The sequence below is a fragment of the Alteromonas sp. 07-89-2 genome (assembly GCF_013113925.1).
Lineage (GTDB): Bacteria > Pseudomonadota > Gammaproteobacteria > Enterobacterales > Alteromonadaceae > Alteromonas > Alteromonas macleodii.
Genome location: NZ_VTYM01000023.1, coordinates 44,806 through 65,940, shown reverse-complemented (window position 1 = coordinate 65,940; position 21,135 = coordinate 44,806). Strand labels below are relative to the sequence as shown.

At 44.5% G+C, this 21,135-nt stretch carries 14 protein-coding genes; 5 read left to right on the top strand and 9 right to left on the bottom strand.

Features of this window, described 5'->3' with window-relative positions; genetic code table 11:
• Positions 1-22: 22 nt before the first annotated feature.
• The 9 genes from F0261_RS14675 to F0261_RS14635 form a co-directional block, all read right to left on the bottom strand.
• The gene (locus F0261_RS14675) at positions 23-472 is read right to left on the bottom strand and encodes a DUF192 domain-containing protein (protein WP_014948302.1); all 450 of its coding nucleotides are present in this window, start codon (positions 470-472) and stop codon (positions 23-25) included.
• Positions 473-544: 72 nt separating this feature from the next.
• Positions 545-3,157 carry a bifunctional aconitate hydratase 2/2-methylisocitrate dehydratase gene (gene acnB / locus F0261_RS14670; RefSeq protein ID WP_171338336.1) on the bottom strand — a complete coding sequence of 871 codons (2,613 nt, stop codon included), beginning with the start codon at positions 3,155-3,157 and terminating at the stop codon, positions 545-547.
• Positions 3,158-3,669: 512 nt separating this feature from the next.
• Positions 3,670-4,623, bottom strand: coding sequence for a DNA ligase (locus F0261_RS14665; protein WP_171338335.1), 954 nt, complete (start codon positions 4,621-4,623; stop codon positions 3,670-3,672).
• A 141-nt stretch (positions 4,624-4,764) separates the two neighbouring features.
• Positions 4,765-5,049 (bottom strand): DNA ligase, encoded by a 285-nt coding sequence (locus F0261_RS14660; RefSeq protein ID WP_171338334.1) that lies wholly within the window; start codon positions 5,047-5,049, stop codon positions 4,765-4,767.
• A 6-nt stretch (positions 5,050-5,055) separates the two neighbouring features.
• Entirely contained in the window at positions 5,056-6,237 is a 1,182-nt protein-coding gene (locus tag F0261_RS14655; protein ID WP_171338333.1) for an alpha/beta hydrolase-fold protein, read from the bottom strand.
• Between the two features lie 131 nt (positions 6,238-6,368).
• Positions 6,369-8,081 carry an ATP-binding protein gene (locus F0261_RS14650; protein WP_171338332.1) on the bottom strand — a complete coding sequence of 571 codons (1,713 nt, stop codon included), beginning with the start codon at positions 8,079-8,081 and terminating at the stop codon, positions 6,369-6,371.
• A 145-nt stretch (positions 8,082-8,226) separates the two neighbouring features.
• Positions 8,227-8,493 carry a hypothetical protein gene (locus tag F0261_RS14645; protein ID WP_014978343.1) on the bottom strand — a complete coding sequence of 89 codons (267 nt, stop codon included), beginning with the start codon at positions 8,491-8,493 and terminating at the stop codon, positions 8,227-8,229.
• Positions 8,494-8,721: 228 nt separating this feature from the next.
• Positions 8,722-11,532 (bottom strand): bifunctional aconitate hydratase 2/2-methylisocitrate dehydratase, encoded by a 2,811-nt coding sequence (locus tag F0261_RS14640; RefSeq protein WP_014948296.1) that lies wholly within the window; start codon positions 11,530-11,532, stop codon positions 8,722-8,724.
• A gap of 399 nt (positions 11,533-11,931) precedes the next feature.
• Positions 11,932-13,158, bottom strand: coding sequence for a PQQ-dependent sugar dehydrogenase (locus tag F0261_RS14635; protein WP_171338331.1), 1,227 nt, complete (start codon positions 13,156-13,158; stop codon positions 11,932-11,934).
• A gap of 117 nt (positions 13,159-13,275) precedes the next feature.
• On the opposite strand from F0261_RS14635, the gene F0261_RS14630 reads away from it, so the two are divergent.
• From F0261_RS14630 to F0261_RS14610, 5 genes are all read left to right on the top strand, one after another.
• Positions 13,276-13,749 (top strand): hypothetical protein, encoded by a 474-nt coding sequence (locus tag F0261_RS14630; protein WP_253819426.1) that lies wholly within the window; start codon positions 13,276-13,278, stop codon positions 13,747-13,749.
• A 112-nt stretch (positions 13,750-13,861) separates the two neighbouring features.
• Positions 13,862-15,430, top strand: a complete 1,569-nt coding sequence (locus F0261_RS14625; RefSeq protein ID WP_171338330.1) for an AMP-binding protein — start codon at positions 13,862-13,864, stop codon at positions 15,428-15,430.
• A gap of 146 nt (positions 15,431-15,576) precedes the next feature.
• Positions 15,577-16,722 (top strand): FIST signal transduction protein, encoded by a 1,146-nt coding sequence (locus F0261_RS14620; protein WP_014978338.1) that lies wholly within the window; start codon positions 15,577-15,579, stop codon positions 16,720-16,722.
• Positions 16,719-20,018 (top strand): PAS domain-containing hybrid sensor histidine kinase/response regulator, encoded by a 3,300-nt coding sequence (locus tag F0261_RS14615; RefSeq protein WP_014978337.1) that lies wholly within the window; start codon positions 16,719-16,721, stop codon positions 20,016-20,018. Before F0261_RS14620 ends, F0261_RS14615 begins: the two co-directional genes overlap by 4 nt.
• On the top strand, positions 20,011-21,111 hold the full coding sequence (locus F0261_RS14610; RefSeq protein WP_014978336.1) for a two-component system response regulator: 1,101 nt from the start codon (positions 20,011-20,013) through the stop codon (positions 21,109-21,111). The genes F0261_RS14615 and F0261_RS14610 overlap by 8 nt, the downstream gene beginning before the upstream one ends.
• Positions 21,112-21,135 lie beyond the last annotated feature (24 nt).

Here is a 21,135-nt window from a genome sequence, read left to right as displayed (position 1 = left end):
AGCAACCGCGCGTTTTGCGCGGTTAATCAATCGTTATTTGGTCGCCTACTTTAATATTATTCTCGGCAAACCACCCTTGGTTCATTTCCAACGCGTAAAGTACCTCTTTCGATGATCCGACCGACTCCAAACTATGCGGAGTGAGAGGTTTTATATCCGTTATTACGCCTTTTCTGTCGATAAATGCTACGTCTAGAGGAACAAAGGTATTTTTCATCCACATGCCCGCAAACTTTGGGCTAGAAAACTTAAAAAACATACCACAGTCTTCACACAAGGCTTTGCGAAACATAAGGCCCTGTGCGCGTTGTTCAAAGGTTTTGGCATACTCAACTTCATAGTGCTTGCCGCCAATCTCAAGTGTAATGGATTCAAAGTCCACTGAATTCAGCGACGATACAGGGTCTACCTGCGCTTTTGCACACCCTAAGGTTAATACAAGTGCAGCAACAATAAAGAAAGATTTTCCCATTAGACATTCCTTTTCGCCATAAAAAAAGCCGGTCACCTTAACGGTCACCGGCTTTGTAGTTTATACACTATTTTAAGCAACATTCAATGTTGGAATAATGCGCGCTTTTGCTTCTTCCTCAGCCTTTTTAAAGCTAGGCATTTTGTCGAAGTTTAAGTAGCGGAATACTTCACCCGACATTGCATTAATTTTGCTAGCGTATTCCATGTACTCTTCAGCAGTTGGAATGCGCCCAACAATGGCACCCACTGCAGCAAGCTCTGCTGAGGTCAAATATACATTCGCCCCATCGCCCAAGCGGTTAGGGAAGTTACGAGTAGACGTTGAAAGTACGGTTGCTCCCGCATCCACCCTTGCTTGGTTACCCATACATAGTGAGCATCCGGGCATTTCTGTACGTACGCCTACGCGACCATAAATATTGTAATAGCCCTCTTCCATTAACTGGGCTTTGTCCATCTTAGTCGGTGGTGACATCCATAAACGGGTTGGCAGTGTTTTGTTGTACTGCTCAAGTAGCTTACCCGCTGCGCGGAAGTGACCAATGTTTGTCATACATGAACCAATAAATACCTCGTCTACCTTATCGCCTGCAACGTCAGATAAGGTTTTCGCATCGTCAGGATCATTAGGGCAGCACACAATTGGCTCTTTAATATCGTTAAGGTCAATTTCGATTACCTCAGCGTACTCAGCATCTGCATCTGCACGCATCAACTCAGGGTTAGCTAACCATTCTTCCATTTTTTGCGCTCGACGCTCTAGCGTACGAGGGTCGCCATAACCTTCGTTAATCATCCAGCGAAGCATGGTAATGTTTGAACGCAGGTATTCAGCAATCGACGCTTCAGATAAGTTGATAGTACAACCGGCTGCTGAACGCTCCGCCGATGCGTCAGAAAGCTCGAACGCCTGTTCTACGGTTAAGTTCTCTAGTCCTTCGATTTCTAAAATACGGCCAGAGAAGGCGTTGATCTTGCCTTTTTTCTCTACCGTTAACAGCCCTTGTTTGATGGCGTATAGCGGAATGGCGTGTACTAGGTCGCGTAGCGTAATGCCCGGCTGCATTTCTCCCTTAAATCGCACCAATACCGACTCGGGCATATCTAGCGGCATAACGCCAGTAGCCGCAGCGAACGCGACCAGGCCAGAACCCGCAGGAAATGAAATACCCAATGGGAAACGAGTATGCGAGTCACCACCCGTGCCTACTGTGTCAGGCAGCAGCATGCGGTTTAACCAGCTGTGTATAATGCCGTCACCAGGACGAAGCGATACGCCGCCGCGGTTCATTATAAAATCAGGCAGCGTGTGCTGCGTTTCTATATCCACCGGCTTTGGGTAAGCGGCAGTGTGACAGAATGACTGCATGGTTAAATCGGCAGTAAAGCCAAGACAGGCTAGGTCTTTAAGCTCATCGCGGGTCATTGGCCCTGTGGTATCTTGCGAGCCCACGGTTGTCATTTTAGGTTCGCAGTAGGTGCCTGGGCGAATACCGTCGACACCGCACGCCTTACCCACCATTTTCTGCGCTAGCGAGAAACCCGCGCCGCTGTCTTTTGGCTGTTCAGGCGTACGGAATAAATCCGTTGGGCCTAAACCTAGTGTCTCACGCGCCTTCTCGGTAAGGCCACGGCCAATAATCAGGTTGATACGTCCACCTGCGCGCACTTCATCCAGAATCACCTTCGACTTATAGCTGTATTCAGCGAGAAGTTCACCGGTTTCGTGGTTGGTGATTTTTCCTTCAAACGGGTAGATGTCTATCACATCACCCATGTTCATTTTGTCTACATCAGCTTCAAACACCAACGCACCGGCGTCTTCCATTGTGTTGAAGAAGATAGGCGCGACTTTTGAACCAATGCACACACCACCGCCTCGTTTATTAGGCACACCCGGTAAGTCTTCACCAAAGAACCACAATACAGAGTTAGTTGCCGACTTGCGTGACGAGCCGGTTCCAACTACATCACCGACAAACGCTACGGGATACCCCTTACTTTTGACTTCTTCTATCTGCGCCATTGGGCCTTTAACACCTGGCTCTTCTGGCTCTAAACCTTCGCGGGGCATCTTGTAAGCTGCGAGGGCGTGCAGAGGAATATCTGGGCGAGACCATGCGTCCGGGGCTGGCGACAAATCATCAGTATTGGTTTCACCAGTCACCTTAAATACGGTATAAGTGATTTTATCGTCCATTAACTTGCGCGATGTAAACCATTCACCTTCCGCCCAAGATTTAATGATGTCAGTGGCGTACTCATTACCCGCTTTGTGCTTTTCTTCCACATCGTGATAAGCGTCAAACATTAAAAGGGTATGTTTCAGCTCTTTCGCTGCCAACGGCGCAAGCGCTTTATCATCAAGTAGCTCCACTAAAGTGGCAATGTTGTAGCCACCGTGCATATTTCCTAGCAGTTCAACGGCTTTCTCTTTAGAGATAAGCTCACAACTGTCTTCACCTTTTGCGATTGCACTTAAAAACCCAGCTTTAACGTAAGCTGCCTCATCAACCCCAGGCGGTACACGTTCTGACAGCAGTTCTAAAAGAAAGTCCCCTTCGCCTGCTGGCGGGTTCTTTAATAAATCAACCAGGCCAGCTACCTGTTCAGCGTTAAGCGGTTTAGGTGGAATATTTTGAGCGGCACGTTCTTCAACGTGATTGCGATAGTCTTGTAACACTGTCTCTTCCTCTAAGTTAGCTTGCGCAATGGGAGTAAACGGTCTTGTACGCACTTGACGCAAGGTGTGTTTAATAAATCATCAACAGTATAACTTCACGGGCTCACTTTTTAAATTTAGCGCCCTTTTAATTCACTTATAATCGCTATTCATACCATTACTTTTAAACGGCAAAAGCGATTAAAAAGAAATAAGCAAAGTAACTTTAGCAATTAACACGTAGTAAAGTTATAGGGCTTTATGACTTAAAGACAAGGGGTTAGCTGTACACAATGCTTCTTCATTTGAAGCAAACCGTAAACGATTAATACCAGTCCGCATAAATAATTACCCGTCTGGCAAGCTTCCTAGCTTCATTCTGGGAATTTGAAAGGGAACAACCATTCCTGCATTCCCACGCTTTGCTAGGAAACTTGCCAGCGCCTTCTGAGTGGGCACTTATCCATGCGGATTGGTATAACAACAGTAAGTGAGAGGCAGTTCATTGTGACTATACTGGCAGTAAGTAAGTGTTAATGGGGCAAGTCTGTCTGAGGTCTGGTGCGAAGATAACTTGCAAACTTTGGCTTTCCATTTTTAGTTAAGCCGTAGTACTTAAAGGTTACCCAGCTACCGATAGCGGGCGGAGATTGGCGCTCATTTTCTGAAAAGCCCGTTCCTAATTTAAATTGAATGCCTTCTCGCGTTTCTACAAGAAGCGAGCCCATCATTCCCTTAAATCGTCCTTTTCCCGGAAGCAATGCCAGTACTTTCCCTTCTGCATCTTCAAAGCGTTTTACTTTGAGCAACATGTCACTTCGCCCGGATGTGTACAGCGCTTGTTCATGATGAAGCATTAACCCTTCTCCGCCTTCCTGGGTTACTTGCTCCAGCTTTTCATCAAGTGAAGCAATAGACGTAAGCTTAAATTGAGGGATAACTGCAAACGTTGGATTAGGTGTAGATTTACTTAGGCTGTTAAGCCTGCTGAGTCGCCGACCAAAGGGCTCACCCATCATAGGCATGTCAAAGGCCATAAATCTAACTTTGGCCCAGCGTTTTGCAGATAGAGAATTTGCTGCGGCTATAGTGTCTGCTGAAGACACTGTGCTAGATGAAGCGTTAGCGACAGAATGCAGCTCGATGTTTGTCATCGTTGAAAGCACAATAGAAGCTGTACGTTCAAACTCCCCTCTTCCTATCCAAAGTTCGCCGTCAATAGTGGTTTCTGGCCAGTTGGCGGTGAACCATGTTGGCGCGAATATCTTGTTCCCATTACGGGTAAGTAGTTCAGTACCGTTCCATCTTGCGCGAATACCGTCTAGCTTCTCACTAACCCAATAGTCAGCTACGTTAATATCAGTGCGACTTTGATCGTATTGCTTAGCAAGCTGCAGCCCTTCGACAGTATCGAGCATGTGATTAGCATTAACGTTAGCTATGGCGGTGATTGAAAGTACATATACAGCAGTCAAAAAATTTCGCATCGGCTCTTCCTATAACGTGTTACCCTTTGCTTGCTTTAACGCCTTTAATAGAGAAGCAAAAACAAAGAAGGCAGAGTAAATTACTCTGCCTTCTTTGCTTTTATAACTGTACGTAGGAAGGTTTTTTCGCGTAAAGAAACTTTAGTCAGTAATTATATCGATGACAGAGATAAGTACGTCTCCTGCAAAAGCTTCCCCTATAGTTTTTTCTTTGCCTCGCCTTAACTGATTGGTCTCTAAGCAAGCATTTAGCTGCTCATCGGCACTGTAAACGCCGTGAACATCTGCATTACGAGCTTGCTCAATACAGTGATCGGTTTGTCCTGTCGTTACGGTACTGCATCCGCTCACACCTAAAGTGCTACCAATTAAAACCACTGCGGTAGCGAACTTGTTTAAATATTTACATTTGCCAGTGTGTTTCAAGGTAACTTATTCCTTTAATAAAGACTGTAAGCGTTTTTGTCTATTTACATAAACCTGATGGCCATCGTGCTCAGACGTGGAAAGTGCTAAAGCTTGGTTTACGCTTTCCAGCGCTTTTTTGTACTCGCCCATCTGCTCATAACCATAGGCTAAGCCATTATAAGCGTCTGGCGTTTGAGGATACTCAGCAATATCGTATTTAAACAAGGCGATGGCTTTGTCGTAGTTTTGTTTACCCACATAGTGATAACCTAACTCGCGAATAACCCATTCCGGCGCGTCGAGTTTCTCGCCTCGCTGCTTTGAAACACGGGCGTAATAGTCTTTAATACTTTTAATATCTCCACTGAACTGCTGTGGCCTTAAATAAGCTGATAAGAACAAATGATGGTAAGCGCTGAAAGTTGACGCAGCTGAGACCAAATTGTGGGTAACTCCCTCGTAGGCTTCGTTCTCCCATCTTAATCCGGCAGGTTGATTTGCCCGCATCCCAGAAATCATATCGTTATAATACGGGCGCATGGGCGCGCCTTCATTGCCGATAGACGTGTAAATGAAGTGGTCTAATTGATTGGCAGATTTTAAGAATGCAACCGTACTTTTTGCAGATGCGCCATAGTTCCACCACACCGCAGCACTGTAAGTCAGCGCGGCGTTAAAAAGCTCAGGTTTCTGGGTAAGTGCGTACAACGCGAATACACCTCCGGCTGATGCACCCTCTATCACTCGAAAGTCATGCACGCGATATTTCTTCTCTACCATCGGCATAAGCTCAGTGGTTATAAAGGAAAGAAAGTTTGCACCGCCACCGCCATAGCCTACAGGCCCGTTTGGATCTTCATTTGCCGTGGGATATAGATCGCGAAGTCGGTCGGTATTCTCAATGGCGACTATAATGACTTCCGGTGCGGCATTCTGAGATTGCAGCGATTCTAGCACTGCATTCATCATAGTAAGATTTCCCGCACCATCTAGACGATAAATAACGGGGTATTTCTTGTCGGGGTTTTCGGCGTAGCCTTTTGGAAGCTGAACAACCACTTCTCGTTGCTCGTTTAGCACTTTAGATTGGAGTTTCTCTACCCTTAATTCGTAATGCTGGCTGTCGCTGCCTGTTTCGCTGTTAGCCGGAAGGCTCGTGAAAGCAAGAAATAGCAGGGCAATTATAATATGTATTTGTGACTTCAAACTTAAATCCTTTTATAAGACGCTTTGCTTTTCACAGTAATACTATTTACTTGATTGGGCCAAGCGACCTTTTATTATTATCTATTGTATAACAGGGGTTTATTCGGATTAATGACAATTTCACAGCCACATTACTCTGTATATTCCCCTTTAGCAATACAGGAACTTTCTGTAGACATTTCTCCGCCCAAATATTTAGTTAGCACAGCGTGTAGTTCCGTTTTATTGACTGGTTTTGTGAGATATCCATTCATCCCGGATGCTAACGCTTTATCTATTTCTTCGGCAACCACCGCAGCAGTGAAAGCGATAATAGGAATAGTGATGTTAGCTTTTCGCAACGCTAAAGCAGCTTCAGAGCCATTCATTTCAGGCATGTGTAAGTCCATTAATATAAGGTCGAAATGCTGCTTTAGTGCAATCTCTAATGCTTCTTTACCGTTATTAGCAAGCGCAACTTTCAACCCTGTGTCTTCTAACAAGGATTTTGCTACGACCTGGTTAATGTCGTTATCTTCTGCAACCAAAACAGTAAGGTTTGAGAACGACGGTGCGCTTTCCTGTTCTTTCGCGCCAATTACACTATCTGCAATTTCAAACGGTAGCTCGAAATAAAATTCACTCCCCTGACCTACCGCGCTTTTCAGATAAACCGTGCCGCCCATTGCTTCAACTAAACTTTTTACTATCTGTAAACCAAGTCCCGTTCCCCCGTGCATTCGATTAATGCTGCTGTTGGCTTGGGTAAATGCATCGAATACGCGCTCTTGTTCAGAAGCATCAATCCCGTCCCCCGTATCCTTAACTGAAAACCTGACAAATTGATGGGTCTTTGACGCTTCACCTTTAGATAGCCCTAAAGTGACACTGCCCTGATGCGTAAACTTTATCGCGTTGCTCACTAGGTTGTTTAACACTTGAGAAAGGCGCGTTGCGTCCCCTACAACACAAGTATTTAATGTTTTATCTACTTCTATTCTCAATGAAATACCTTTGTTCTGCGCCAATTGTGCATAAAACGCCACGCAATCTTTGGCAGTACTTTTTAGGTCAAAGGGAATGATCTCCAGCGCAAGTTTTCCCGCATTCAGTTTGGAGAGATCTAATATGTCGTTCAAAATACGGTTTAGCGAGAGTCCTGAACGCTGAATCTTTTCTAGGTTGGGCCGTGCACTTTCCGAAATATCATGAGAAAGCACTACATCGGTCAATCCCAAAATACCGTTTAATGGCGTGCGAATCTCGTGTGACATAGTGGCGAGGAATCGTGATTGTGCAGCCGACGCTTGCTTTTCGCTTGCAAGTGCCCTGTTTAGCTCAAGAGTTTTGTTTTTACTCTCTACAAGGGCTTTTTCTAATTGGCTCGCTAGAGCATAGATAAGAAGGGACACAACAAGGTTGGTCACACAAAGCCTTAGCCAAAGGCCCTTGTCATAATCCCCTTCGTAAAACGGCACAAGAAAAGTACAGCATGCGAGTACTACCATTGCACTTATTCGCCAACCATTAGAAAGCAGTAAAATGGGAAAAATAGTAGCAATTGGAACTAAGGTTGCGGGCATAAGCCCATTGCTTATTACAAGGTAAGGCGCGACGGGAATGGTGAGTATTGCCCACAATTTCGCCAAAGGTTCTTTGTAGTTAGAAAAGATAATTCCCGCTACCGAAATTGCACACCAAGACAGACCGAAAAATACTGCCACATACACATTTTGGGGTTGGGCTATGACGATTACCGCTAAGATGAGTAAAGAAAAAACCAGCAGAATTTTGAAGCCAGCTTTTTGCAAGGCCGATGTGACTTCGCCAAATGATTCAGGCTTTGTAGAGTACTGCTTTGGCATTAGAGTTTCTAAGTATTATTAAATGACTAATAACTCAGTATAAGTGCCAAACAACAACTCTGCATAAAAATAATGGGGTCAGAGTACTTTTCTAGCTGTTTACCGCTAGCTCTATAACCGTACTAATGTACTCTGACCCCATTGTTTAATTTCGGTTGGAGAAAGCCCGTTCCAATATTGCCACCATTAGGTCGCCAAACAATGCTCCCGGCGCAGAACGTTCTGCTCTCCTTACTTGATAAGATTCGTCGAGGCAGTGCTGTAGACGAGCATTCGCCACTTCGGCACTGTTGGTTTCATCTTTATCGATTTGCTCGATACATTTGTCGGTATGAACCATACTTGTGGTGCTACAGCCCCCAAGAATTAGGGCGAATAAAAGCGAAGTGAAAAATGCCTGTTGCTTTTTCATAGGTTGCCATTCCTTAGTACACAATGAAGAAATCTATTTCTGTATTACCTCAGTGTAGTACCTTGATGGCGATGTTCAATGAAATAATGGGGTCAGAGTACATTTCTAGCTGTTTATCGCTGGCTCTACAACCGTACTAATGTACTCTGACCCCATTATTTTATTTCGGGTACAAAAAAGCCCCAACCGAGGTTGGGGCTTTTAAATGCGTTTGAAAGCGTTAAGTACTTATACGCGCTTAACGGCTACATCTGCTTCGAACTTAGGCTTAACTGCCAAGTCTTCAGAAGGTGGGGCAAACTTAGTTAGGTCAATGCCTGCAACCGCTTGCTTGTACTCTTCTGTCGTTGGGAAACGACCAAGAACCGTTGAAAGTACTACTAGCGGCGTAGAGCCTAGTAGTGATTCACCTTTCTTCTCAGCAGAGTCAGCTACAACACGACCTTGGAAAAGACGTGTAGATGTCGCGATAACTGTGTCGCCTGGCTCAGCCTTTTCTTGGTTACCCATACATAGGTTACATCCAGGACGCTCTAGGTAAAGAATGTTGTCGTACTTGGTACGCGCCGCTTCTTTAGGCTTAGCATCGTCGAACTGGAAGCCTGCATATTTCGCTAGAACGTCCCAATCGCCTTCCGCTTTAAGCTCGTCAACGATGTTATATGTAGGTGGAGCTACAACTAGTGGTGCTTTGAATTCAACAGAACCGTTAAGCTTTTCTAGGTTACGCAGCATTTGCGCGATGATTTGCATGTCGCCTTTGTGCACCATACAAGAACCAACGAAACCTAGGTCTACTGGCTTACCATCGTAGTAAGAAACTGGACGGATAACGTCGTGGGTATAACGCTTAGATACGTCTTCGTTGTTTACGTCTGGGTCAGCAATCATTGGCTCGTCGATTTGATCAAGATCGATAACCACTTCTGCGTAGTACTTAGCGTTGTCATCTGGCGCAAGCGCTGGCTCTTCACCAGACTTGATTTCAGCAATACGCTTATCAGCTAGGTCAATTAGGCCTTGAAGCATGTTCGCTTCGTTGTCCATGCCCTTGTCGATCATGATTTGGATACGGCTCTTAGCAAGTTCAAGCGACGCAATCATTGTCTCGTCATTTGAGATACAGATTGATGCTTTCGCCTTCATTTCTGCAGACCAGTCAGTGAATGTGAATGCTTGGTCAGCCAATAGAGTACCGATTTGAACTTCAATTACACGACCTTGGAACACGTTCTCGCCAGAGAATTGCTTAAGCATTTGCGCTTGAGTAGCGTGAACCACGTCACGGAAGTCCATGTGCTCTTTCATGCTACCTTTAAAAGTAACTTTCACAGACTCAGGGATTGGCATTGCCGCTTCACCCGTTGCAAGTGCTAGTGCTACCGTACCTGAGTCGGCACCGAATGCTACACCTTTAGACATACGCGTGTGCGAGTCACCACCGATGATAATGGCACGATCGTCTACTGTAATGTCGTTAAGCACTTTGTGAATAACGTCAGTCATTGCATGGTAAACGCCTTTAGGATCACGTGCAGTGATTACACCAAAGTTGTTCATGAACGACATAAGCTTAGGGATGTTAGCTTGTGCTTTTTTATCCCATACTGATGCCGTGTGACAACCAGACTGGTAAGCACCATCTACAACAGGAGAAATCGTTGAAGCGGCCATTGACTCAAGCTCTTGGCACGTCATTGGGCCAGTCGTATCCTGAGAACCTACAATGTTTACTTTAACGCGCACGTCAGAACCAGCGTGAAGCGGAGCATCTGAATTTACGCCAACTGCATTACGGTTAAAGATTTTTTCAACCGCTGTTAGGCCTTGGCCTTCGTGAGACACTTCTTTCGACGCTGCATATACGGCTGGCGCTTTTGTACCTAGAGTACGTGCTGCGAAAGACTGTAGCTGCTTACCGAATACAACTGCGTAAGAACCACCGGCTTTCATGAACTCCATTTTTTGAGGAGTAAATGATGCAGATACGTCAGCAAGTTCTTCTGAACCGTTGTAAAGCTTCTTCGCCTTAGTATCGATAGTTAGTACAGTACCAGTTGCTACTGAGTAAGCTTCTTCAAGTACTGGGTCACCGTTTGCATCGCGAACGATTTCACCGTTTTCATCAGTTTTCTTAACCCAGTTCTTAAGGTCAAGACCAATACCACCGGTTACGTCAACAGTAGTAAGGAAGATTGGCGCAATACCGTTAGTACCAGCAACAATTGGCGCTTTGTTTACAAATGGAATGTAAGGGCTTGTTGGCTCACCTGCCCATAGTGCAACGTTGTTAACACCAGACATACGAGATGAACCTACACCCATTGTGCCTTTTTCAGCGATAAGCATCACTTTAGCATTCGGGTGCTTCTTACCAAGTTCAACAATTTCTTGCTGCGCTTCAGGAGAGATCATGCACTGGCCGTGAAGTTCACGGTCGGCACGTGAGTGCGCTTGGTTACCTGGAGAAAGAAGGTCAGTTGAGATATCACCTTCAGCGGCGATGTAAGTCACAACTTCAATTTTCTCTGGAACATCAGGAAGCTTGGTAAAGAACTCAGCTTTTGCGTAGCTTTCTAGTACGTCTTTAGCAATAGCATTGCCAGCTTTGAATGCATTTTCAAGACGCTCAGTGTCAGCTTCGTATAGATAAACTTGAGTCTTCAATACTTCTGCCGCAGGCTTAGCAACCGCTTCGTCATCAGAAAGTGCTAGGTCTAGTAGTACTTCTACAGACGGACCACCTTTCATGTGTGAAAGTAGTTCAAGCGCAAACTCAGGGGTAATTTCTTCTACTTTTTCTTCGCCAAGTACAATTTCTTTTAGGAATTGTGCTTTAACACCCGCCGCAGGTGTAGTACCTGGAAGCGTGTTATAGATAAAGAATTTTAGAGAGTCTTCGCGATGCTCGTTTGTTGTATCTTTAATTTGAGCAATAATTTCAGACAGCAGATCTGCACTGTCGATTGGCTTAGGGTTAAGACCTAGTTCCGTTTTACGGGTTTCGATCTCTGCCAGATATTCTGAATACAAACTCATATAGTTCTCTCGGTCTTAGTTTTACTTGGGCGTAGTGTTAAGTCGGTCTTAGCTATACGCATATAAAAATGAGGGATATTTTAACCGATTTTTAGCGGTTACGTAATGACTGAAAGTAAACAGTTAGGTATTCACCCGCCTAAACTGTCGTTGTGTTAAAGCACTTACATTTTTACTAGAAAAACGAATTTTAATTAAAAGCAAAATTAAGCCAATAATTTCATGCAGTTAGAAGCAAACCATTTGAAATCAATGACGATATTTAGCTTGAATGGTTTGACCAATAAAGATAAATAATAGTGTTGCATTTATGACAGACATTCATTTTATTTATGGTGCTACCAGTACAAATTACCATCAATTTTGAAACAAAATTTCATTTATTAATGTTTTCTGTGCCTAATTTCCTCTTGGCGATACTTCGATCACTCTTCCATTTTCACCATCGGTCAAAAGAAGCAGGTTACCTTGATGATCAAGCGCAATATCCCGCAGCCGTTCCCCAGGTCCCTCAAAAATTTTTGTAGAGATATATTCGTTCGATGCGGCTCTAACTGCATACAAAGCTTTAGCTTTCAAACTGGTAACAAGTAACGTATTAGCTAGCATCGGGAAACGCCCATGGGAATAGTAGATCATGGAGGATGGCGCTATAGAAGGTGTCCAGTCTACAATGGGGCCAGTCATTCCCGGATAGGTCGAAAAAGGCGAAATTCTAGCGCCGGAATAGTCTTTGCCTAGTGTAACAACTGGCCAACCATAATTTGCGCCTTGTTGAAGAAGATTTACTTCATCACCGCCATCTGGGCCGTGCTCATTCAAAAATAGGTTGCCGTCACTCCCCTTTACAAGTCCTTGGGGATTGCGGTGTCCAATACTAAAAATAAAGGGGTTATCAGGAAAAGGAGGGTTGGCCAACGGCTTGCCGTCTATTGTGAACCCTAGCACTTTTCCTAGTTGTGAACTGATAACTTGCGCTTGCTCGCGATAATCAAAGCCATCTCCTGTCGTAACCAAAAAGCCCTGTTTTGTGTTTAAAGCACTGCCCTCTAGTTGAAGCAGTTTCCCACCGTAGTGCACAGGCGTGTCTTTGGCTTGTGCCAGTGCTAACACTGGCTGAATGTTAGTTATGCCAGAAGTAAGGGAAAGCTGTCCTTTTACTATGGCAAGACGGTTTGCACTATCGCTCCCCTTGGAATAACTCAGCAACACGGTTCTGTCTTCAGGGAATTGCGAAGGTATAAGAAGATCGAGTACGCCTCCTTGCCCTTTGGTGTACAAGTCATCGAGCATTAAAGAAAACCGCGCACTTTCCCCCTTATTGTCAATAATTACCAGCTCACCATCTCGCGTTACTATCAATATATGGGTACTTGCCTGAGCCTTATCGATAACCGTCGTTAAGGCCTTGGGAAACGCCAATGAGGTAGCGATATCTTCTGTCACGACATGCTGGTCAAAATTTTCATAGGCCGTTAGATTTGAGCTACCTGCTTCACGTTGCTCAGTATTAGATGCGTCCTTATGAGTGAGTTCAGAGGCAGTAGTTACGGCAAAAGCAGGAGCTAAAGCAGCTCCCAATGAAGAAAAAGCCAGTAAACTGATCATCGAACGCCATGACTTCATTGTGATTGTCCTCTTTTACTTAACATACTATGGTATACCCTATTGCCACGCTCAAACTATTTGAGGCCTGTTGAGTCTTGTTCTAATACACTGTGCGACAAATCTTGGACTACAAAAATGAACAACCTAATACGACGCACTATTTTCCATTTTTTACCATCATGGGCCGTCGGCTTTCTACTAGCAAGTACGTTTCACTCGTGTGCCGTTTTAATCGGACTCATTCGAATTGATGTCGATATGAATCCAAGCGATTGGTTTTTCATGATATGGCAAGATGCACTAGGCCTTTTGCCTACTTACGGCGTGATTATTGCCATTACCTTATTGTTGGCGTTCTTGGCGACACATTTCATTGTTAAACGAATTAATCAAAATGCTAGTGGCTCTTCCAACCGGACCCGATTTATTCTTTTCACAATAGCGGGAGGCCTGTCGTTCTTATTAATGCTCATTGCCATGCAGCCCATATTGAATGTGACCCTAATTGCAGGCGCTCGCACTACCTTAGGACTTACCGCGCAATGCATGGCAGGCATCTGTGCTGGTGGGCTATATAGTTACTTAAGTAATAGTTCTACAAACAATTGATAACTAAAAATTATAATACTAAATAACCCAACCCTGATGTAAATGAAAAGTTAAGTTTGCTACTGTAAGGCATAAACACCCTACTTACTTTGCCCTACTAGGAACAAGCAACATGATAACTTATCCTGATAACGTGACCTGCTTAGCCGATTATATTGAACGCGTTTTGCAAAAATTTGCCGACAGGCCAGCGTATACGGCGCTTGGACAAACACTTACATTTGCCGAGATTGACCGTAACTCATCAGCGTTAGCCCGCTACTTTGTTCACGAAGCTAAATTGTCTCCTGGTACCAAAGTCGCCATACAACTTCCTAATTTAATTCAAAACCCTATTGTTGTTTATGCTGCCTTACGCGCAGGCCTTGTTGTAGTAAATACAAACCCGCTTTATACCGAACGTGAGATGAAGCACCAGTTCACTGATAGTGGCGCGAAAGCTCTGGTTATTCTGGGTGATTTGCTCCCCAAATTCACTAGCATAAAAGATGATACTAGTATCGAAACCGTTATCACCACATCGGCAACAGAGCTTTTAGACCCTAACACTGCACCAAATCTCGATGGTACGGTTTCATTTACACAAGCAGTGGAGCTAGGCAATACACTGCCTGCATTTGAACGTCCTTCTATTGCTCTAGATGAACTTGCCATGTTGCAATACACCGGTGGTACTACTGGGGTATCGAAGGGCGCAGCCTTAAGTAATAAAAACGTTTTAGCTAACTGCATCCAAATGCTCGACCGTATTGGTGAGGGCTTCAAAGATGGTGAAGAAGTATTGGTATGCCCATTACCGCTTTATCATATTTATGCATTTACGGTTGGAATGATGGCGCTCTTTGCCAAAGGTACTCAGATAATTCTTATACCCAATCCGCGGGATATCGACGGTTTCATTCAAACACTCAAGCCCCATAGAATTTCAGCATTCATGGGGATCAACACCTTGTTTGTTGGTCTTGGGAGACACCCTGAATTTGCAAAGTTAGACTTTTCTAAATTACACCTCACAATGTCTGGCGGCACCGCACTTACTCAAGCCGCAGTATCCATTTGGCGAGACGTAACCGGGAACACCATCACCGAGGGCTATGGGCTATCAGAAACTGCGCCAGTTGTATCTTTTAACATTCCTGGTAAAGAAGAGATTGGCACGGTGGGGCACGAACTAGAAGGCACTGAAGTTGCGTTACTGGATAGCCATGATAAGCCGGTGGCCGATGGTGAGTCGGGGCAAATTGCAGTTCGCGGACCTCAGGTTATGCTGGGTTATTGGAACCGAGACGACGAAACTGCCAAAGTCATGACCCAAGATGGCTTCTTTAAAACCGGGGACATTGGCATACGCACTGAATCTGGGGCAATTAAAATTGTAGATCGTTTAAAAGATATGATTATTGTCTCTGGCTTTAATGTCTATCCGAACGAAATTGAAGATGTACTTACAACTCACCCTAGCGTGATGGAAGCCGCAGTTGTGGGTAAACCCGATGAAAAGACCGGTGAGCGAGTGTGTGCATTTATTACTGTTTCAAGCGATGTATCGACACAAGACGTCATTGATTTTTGTAAACAGCATCTCACAAATTACAAGATCCCTAAGTCGATCACGATACTTGACGAGCTACCAAAATCTACCGTCGGTAAAATTCTACGTAGAGAGCTTCGCTCTGCGTAACAACAAAGCCGTCGCCTGGGCTTCTCTGGCGACGGCGTTTTATGTTAAAAATCAGTTTATTGCTACCAAAGGATGACGGCTAAGAATTGTAAAAAAGTGCAGCTCTTACTATAACTAAGATAATTCGCACGTATTCTCTTTTTGCCATGATTTCCAAGACACTATTTTTTGACAATTTAGATGAGTTAAAGTCGGAGAGTGCGGCGCTAAAAGCCTTTTCTCCCTCGCTACTTATTGCGTTTGCGTCAGCGTCCTTTTTTGAACAAGAACAACTCTACATTACACTTAAAGATGTTTGTCCTAATGTGATCGGGTGTAGCACAGCCGGCGAGATATCTGGGACAAGAGTTCTTGAATCTTGTATTTCCATTTGTGCGATCCGCTTCGAATCAAACGCACATGTAAAAGTGTACGAAACACATCTTACCGACATGCAGCACTCCAACGATGCAGGTGCTGCGCTGTTAAACCAAATCGATAAAAACGGGCTGAAAGGCATATACTTACTCGCCCCGGGGATCGACATTAACGGCTCTGCTCTCATTGAAGGGTTAACCGAGAACTTACCTAAAGGCGTAAGTATTAGCGGAGGGCTTGCGGGTGACAACGGCTCGTTTGAGCAAACTTTCGTTATGCACAACAACGGAGTAAGTACGAGAAGCGTTGTTGCAGTCGCATTTTATGGAGACCAGCTTTCATTTGAATATGGTGCTCATGGCGGTTGGCGCTCGTTTGGCCCTGCCAGAAGAGTGAGCTCTGCTAAAGCTAATGAACTGTTCGAATTAGACAATAAACCAGCCTTGGATATCTATAAGAACTATTTGGGTGAATATGCCAAGGACTTGCCTGCTAGCGGGCTTCTATTCCCTTTCGAGGTGCTTAGCGAGGCCGGTACTCCGACTGGAATTATAAGAACCATTCTGGGCATTGACGAAGAGGCAAAAAGCTTAATATTGGCGGGTGAAGTTAATGAAAACCAATTTTTGCGATTGATGCACGCGTCAACAGACGACCTTATAAGCGGTGCACTTGAGGCTCTTTCGCCCCTCTCTACAACGATTAACTCGGGTGATTCTCAATCGTTGGCACTTGTTACAAGCTGCGTAGGACGCAAGCTTGTCATGGGCGACCGAGTCGAAGAAGAGATTGAGGAAGTCGGTCGCAGATTGTCAAAGAATACACGTATTGCTGGCTTTTACTCCTATGGCGAAGTTAGTCCATCATCCAACACATCACACTGTGAATTACACAATCAAACACTCACTATTATGTTGTTAAGGGAAAAACCTTGAATTTGTTGTTAGAGCGACAGCTTAGACGGGCATTTAATGTTGACGACGAACTGCCCATAGAGCTTTGGCTTGAAAGCCTAAACTCAGAGACAGAAAACTCGAACGACTTAAGTGATACAGACATTAGAAAAGGCTTAGCGAAGCTTATACTCCGTATCGAAGAAGCGTACGCCTTTCATGAAAGAGACATCAAACTCAGAGATAGAAGCTTACAGATAAGCTCTGAAGAGCTCATTGAAGTAAACAAAAGAATTCGTAAAGAATACAACGACCAGCAGAAGGTTGTTGAAACCCTAAGGCTAGCTGTCAATCAGTTGCTCAATGAAAGAAACAAGCCACTTATCGACGAAGAGTTTACTAACCTCTCCGATTTGTCGTCTTTAATGTTTGAGCTGATAAGCGAACAGAAAGAAGCAAATAACGAGCTAATCTTGCAACGCAGAGCAATGGATAAGCATGGGATAGTGGCAACGGTCGATCTAAAGGGAACATTGCTGACCGCAAACGACAAGTGCTGCCAACTGTCTGGCTATTCGCGCGATGAGCTTATCGGAAAAAATACGTCCATTTTCCGCGTAGATAATATCTCTATAGAGGAACAACTCGAAATAGTAAGATCTCTTGTAAAAGGAGAGATTTGGCAAGGCGAGCTCAATAGTTATACAAAAACTAATATGCCATGGACTGTATTCGCTACTGTTGTCCCCGTTGTTGAATTTGATAATCGGGTAAACAGGCTTGTCGTTATTTGTACCGATATTTCTGAGCAAAAGCGTTTAGCCAGAAAACTCAAAGACGACCGCGCTTTCCATCAAAGTATCACTGATAGCATCGGCGAGGGTGTGTATGCCGTAAACGGTGAAGGTACAACACAGTTTCTCAATCCCGCTGCCTCGCGATTATTAGGGTGGTCGCTTGACGAATTACAAGGCCGACGTTTTCACGACACGGTCCATTATCAAAAAGGGGATGGAACCCTCCTTCCTAGAGAGCAATGTCCAGTTAACCTCACTATCCGAAGCGGTCAGTCTTACACGTCTTATGAAGACTTCTTCACCGATAAACGGGGCCGCCTTTTTCCCATATCTATTGTTGCAGTTCCTCTGCTCGATAAAGAAGGAAAGCCCGATGGACACGTGGGCGTATTTAACGACATAAGCGGTCAAAAAGCCATAGAACAAAAACTCCAAAAAGCGTACGACGAAGCCCAAAGTGCTAACAAGGCAAAAAGCGACTTCCTTGCCACAATGAGCCATGAAATAAGAACACCGATGAACGCCATTATCGGCCTCACTCACCTTGCCCTAGAATCCAACAACAATGAGCAACGTCAGGAATATTTAGAAAAAGTGCAGCGCAGCTCTACAGCATTGTTAGACCTGATGAATAGCATTCTCGATTTTTCTAAAGTGGAAGCAGATAAAATAGAGATAATTGATGAGCCCTTCACCTTAACAAAAACCATCGATAAACTCGCTCAAGTCTTTCAAGTAAAGGCGCAACAAAAGCAACTTCAGTTACTTTTTGATATTCGGTGCCATACTAATTTGCAATGTCGTGGCGACAGCGAAAAGATATACCAAGTACTGCTCAACCTTTTAAGTAATGCTATAAAATTTACCGCCAACGGCCACGTGATACTGACGGTTGAAAAGCGTGAAAATCAATTAGTATTCAGTGTTTCCGATACCGGTATGGGTATCGGTGAGCAAGTAAAATCAAAACTTTTCAAAGCCTTTGTTCAGGCTGATGCATCCATTTCCAGAGAGTATGGGGGAACCGGCCTTGGCCTTGCGATATGTAAGCGTCTGGTTGAGCTGATGGGTGGTGACTTATCCTTAGAAAGCGAGGTAGACAAGGGAAGCTGTTTTTCCTTCGCATTGCCTATCTGTTCTGATGAAGACCCTGGTACAGGCCCTCAACTTCCCGTATCGGTTCCAGACAATGTACTGTGTATTCAAACGCACCAAAGTGTGAGCCAAGGATGCGAAATACTTGCGGCAACATTGAACAGACATAACATTCGCTGCCAAATAATCGACCAGGTTGAAGGGCTATTGCCGAGTAAAGCCTCTCAAACTATCGCTTTTTTACCGGATGACGAGCAAAGCTGGAATAGCTTCATTAAACACATGCAGTTTGGTGAATATCAGTCGTTAAACCTTACTACATTAATCAGTCCCCTCAACAAGCAAGACGTGCAAAAGCGAATGGGAAGTGCCCTTGTTCAAAATATAAATATCATTGAGCTTCCGTTTACCGACACAGAACTTATTTCAACACTATCTCCAGCTCAACTATCACTCCGTAAGCGGACACTAGAAGGTCTTGAAAGTCGAAAATGGCGAACCAGACGCCTTTTAAACAAACATGTGCTTGTGGTAGATGACGACGCAATTAGTGTAGAGATTAGCCAGCAAATACTTTCTGATCTAGGTATTAATGTTGCTGTTGCTTCATCAGGTGAGCAGGCACTTGCGTTATGCGAAATGAGCAAATTTGACGCTATACTCTTGGATTGCTATTTACCCGGCATCTCGGGCTATGAAGTTGCAGAACAACTTACCCAGAAAACAGACTGGTATACGCCAATTATTGCGCTTAGTGCCGATGAGTCTCAGGAGGCTTCTGAAAGCGCGCTTACCGCCGGTATGTGTCAGCACTTGGTTAAGCCCGCTACCGCGGATGAAATCGTTCATACTATCGATATTCACATACATTCAGGCTACATTGAAATAAACCCTCCGGACGAAATGAGCCAGTTTATCTCGTCGCTGCTAACGTTTTATAAAACCTACAGTCAGCGTGGTGTTATGTCTGACTTGCTCGATATTTTTCATACACAGACGAACACGTCGAAACTGTTAACCTCTCTGCTTGAAGATGCTCAGCTTATTGGCGCTACAACGCTTGAGCAAAGCCTGCTTCCTCTTATAGAAGCACAAGAGAGAAATGAAGCTGTTAATGCAAGACACGTAACAAACTTATCGTTTCAGCTAGATGCGACGCTACGCCTAATTGCTCACACTATCGATAAGAACGACACCGACAATATCCATCAAAGCGGTACTAACTTCGATAAATCCTCCATGCTATCGACCCTACGCAACGTTGAGCAGGCGCTTCAATCTTATGACGCGAAAGCGGTTGAATACATCAATGCATTGGCAGCCAATTACAGCGACTCTGTCTATGCACATAAAATTAACCGATTGAAGCAGCTTGCTACCATTTACGATTTCGAAAGTGCTCAAGCGGTTATTACGCAACTGATAGGCGATATTACCGATGAATAATCAACGTAATGAAGCACATAGATTTAGCATATTAGTGGTTGATGATGAGCCCGCAAATATCGATATTCTATTAGGCATTTTAGGCCCTTACTATGATGTAAAGGTTGCGCCTTCGGGAACAATAGCGCTTAAGGTTACTCAGCAGTTTACTCCCGACCTTATATTGTTAGATATAATGATGCCCGGTATGGACGGGTTTGAGGTATGTAAAAAGCTCAAAGCTAACGAGGCGCTTAGCCATATACCTGTTATTTTCGTTACAGCCTTAACTCAAGGAGAGGACGAAGAAAAAGGTTTCAAACTAGGTGCAGTAGACTACATAACCAAACCTGTATCACCGAGTATCACCCTCGCTCGCGTTAAAACTCACATTAGTTTAGCCCATCAAATGCGGACGGCTGAAAACCTTGTAGCGGCGCGTACTAAGGAACTAAGTAAAAGCCAACAAAGCGCAATCAGCATGCTAGCTGCCGCTGGTCATTACAATGATACCGATACCGGTCATCATATTTGGCGGATGGCAGCTTACAGCCAATGTCTTGCTCTGGCTCACGGTTGGCCTTTCGAAAAAGCGTGCCTGCTCGCGCAAGCTGCTCCAATGCATGACACAGGCAAAATAGGTATTGCAGACGCAATATTAAAAGCACCTCGGCGATTATCTTTGAGCGAAATGGAGGTTATGCGCTCCCATGCTGAAATAGGGCACAGAATACTGTCTCAATGTGATACCCCGCTCTTTAACCTCGCAGCCGAGATTGCTTTATGTCATCACGAAAAGTGGGATGGCACAGGCTACCCACAAGGATTAAAGGAAGAGGCGATACCTGAAAGTGCACGTATCGTAGCTATCGCCGATGTTTTCGACGCCCTTACAATGAAAAGGCCTTATAAAAAAGCGTGGGCTGACGATGATGCTTTTGATCATCTTAAACGAGGTTCAGGCCAGCACTTTGATCCCGTATTGGTCGACTGCTTTCTTTCAATAAAGGAAGAGGTTTTAGAAACCAAACGCTATTGGAACCAGTTAGAGGCAGAAGGAAAGATGGCCTCGGTGTCTGACTTATTGCCTCAAGTACTTTTCCCTAGCGCATAAAAAAGGTCGAATATTATTCGACCC